Genomic DNA, 1,585 nt, shown 5'->3' with positions numbered 1-1,585 from the left:
CTCTCGTCCGTGCGCCGGTGCGACGAGGTCATCGTGCTCGCCGACGGCGAGCTGCTGGAGGCGGAGCACCAGCCGGCCGAGCAGCGGGCTGTTGACCCCGCCGAGCCGGTAGCGGCTCATCGCCTCGTTGCCGCCGGCCAACCGGGCGGCCTCGTCCTGGAGTCCCTTCATCGCGGGCAACAGCACCCGGGCGCGGTCGAGCACGAGCTCACCGAGCGCGGTCGGCCGGGCGCCGCGCCGGTCGCGCTCGAACAGCGGGCCGCCGAGGGCCCGCTCGATCCGCTGGAGCTGCGCCGTGAGGGCCGGCTGCGCGAGCCCGAGCATGGAGGCGGCCTTGGTCACGCTGCCGGTCTCCGCGATCGCGGTGACCACCCTCAGGTGCCGCAGCTCCAGGTTCATAGCGTGACCGTATGACTCCGAGGCGATCCATCGGAAGACCTTGATATCTGTCTTTCAGAAAATCTCAGGTCATGTGTCGAATCCGGCGGACCCCGTTCGAGCTACGGGTGACAGAGCCGAACGGGACCTTGAAGGAGAACGACATGACCGCCACGACCGCTTGCGAGACCCCGGCGCTCGCCGACCGCGTGACCAAGAGCCTGCTCGGGTACGGCGTCATCGCCGGGCCGCTGTACGTCGCCGTCTCGCTGGCCCAGGCGTACACCCGCGACGGGTTTGACCCGACCCGGCACGCCTGGAGCATGCTCCAGAACGGTGACCTGGGCTGGATCCAGACGACGAACCTGATCCTGTCGGGGCTGATGGTGGTCGCGGCCGCCGTCGGCGTGGGGCGGGCCGTCGGTCGCGGCGCCGTGCCGCTGGGAATCTACGGTGTGGGAATGGTCGTGGCCGGGCTGTTCCGGGCCGATCCGGGGCGGGGCTTCCCGGCCGGGTCGGTCGGCGACACCGTCAGCTGGCACGGCCTCGTGCACCTGGCCGCGGGCGGGGTCGGCTTCGTCGGCCTGGCGATCGCCTCCTTCCTGTTGGCTAAGCCTTCCGGGTTCCCATTGTTCTCGCGGCTCGTTGGCGCGGCGTTGGTCGGCTCGTTCCTGGCCATGAACGCGAGCGCCGGCGCCGCCTGGGGCCTGCTGCTGTTCACCGCCGGCGTGGTCCTCGTGTCGGCCTGGCTCGCCGTCGTTTCCGTCCGCCTTTACCGCTCGATCTGAGGAGAAACCATGCGTTACATCGTGTTGCTCACCACCAGCCAGCCCGATACCCCGCCGCCGCCGGAGCTGATGGAGGCGATCATGAAGCTCGGCGAGGACGCCACCAACGCCGGCGTCCTGGTCGACCAGGCCGGGCTCTCGCCGAGCGCGTTCGGCGCCCGGGTCGGGGTGTCCGGCGGCGAGCTGGCCGTCACCGACGGACCGTTCGCGGAGGCGAAAGAAGTGATCAGCTACGCCGTGTACGACGTGCGTGACAAGGCCGAGGCCGTCGAGTGGACCGCCCGCTTCATGCGCGCACACCGGGATCTCTGGCCCGGCTGGGAGGGCGAGTCGGCCGTGCTGAAAGTGATGGGTCCGGAGGACTTCGCTTGATCAAGAACCGTGGCAGGATCGGTGGCGATGGGTGCCGCCGATCCTGC

3 protein-coding genes are annotated in these 1,585 nt (G+C 70.2%); 2 read left to right on the top strand and 1 reads right to left on the bottom strand.

Annotated elements, in window-relative coordinates; genetic code table 11:
* The coding region (locus AB0H87_RS41640) for a LysR family transcriptional regulator (protein ID WP_360159345.1) at positions 1 to 399 on the bottom strand (399 nt) is incomplete at its 3' end.
* A gap of 143 nt (positions 400 to 542) precedes the next feature.
* Here AB0H87_RS41640 and AB0H87_RS41635 point away from each other — a divergent pair.
* Together AB0H87_RS41635 and AB0H87_RS41630 are read left to right on the top strand one after the other, a co-directional pair.
* Positions 543 to 1,166, top strand: a complete 624-nt coding sequence (locus tag AB0H87_RS41635) for a DUF998 domain-containing protein (protein WP_360159342.1) — start codon at positions 543 to 545, stop codon at positions 1,164 to 1,166.
* 9 nt (positions 1,167 to 1,175) lie between these two features.
* A complete protein-coding gene (locus AB0H87_RS41630; protein WP_360159339.1) occupies positions 1,176 to 1,538 on the top strand; it encodes a YciI family protein in 363 nt (120 codons plus the stop codon).
* Positions 1,539 to 1,585: the final 47 nt, after the last annotated feature.

Origin of the sequence: Asanoa sp. NPDC050611 (assembly GCF_040654855.1) — a bacterium.
In the GTDB taxonomy this organism is placed as follows: Bacteria; Actinomycetota; Actinomycetes; order Mycobacteriales; family Micromonosporaceae; genus Asanoa.
Note: the sequence above shows the minus strand (reverse complement) of the source record. Positions and strands in the feature narration are given on the sequence as shown.

Bases quoted from the DNA above. Each gene is read 5' to 3' on its own strand.
- AB0H87_RS41635 (WP_360159342.1), top strand. From the start codon at position 543: ATGACCGCCACGACCGCTTGCGAGACCCCGGCGCTCGCCGACCGCGTG.
- AB0H87_RS41630 (WP_360159339.1), top strand. From the start codon at position 1,176: ATGCGTTACATCGTGTTGCTCACCACCAGCCAGCCCGATACCCCGCCG.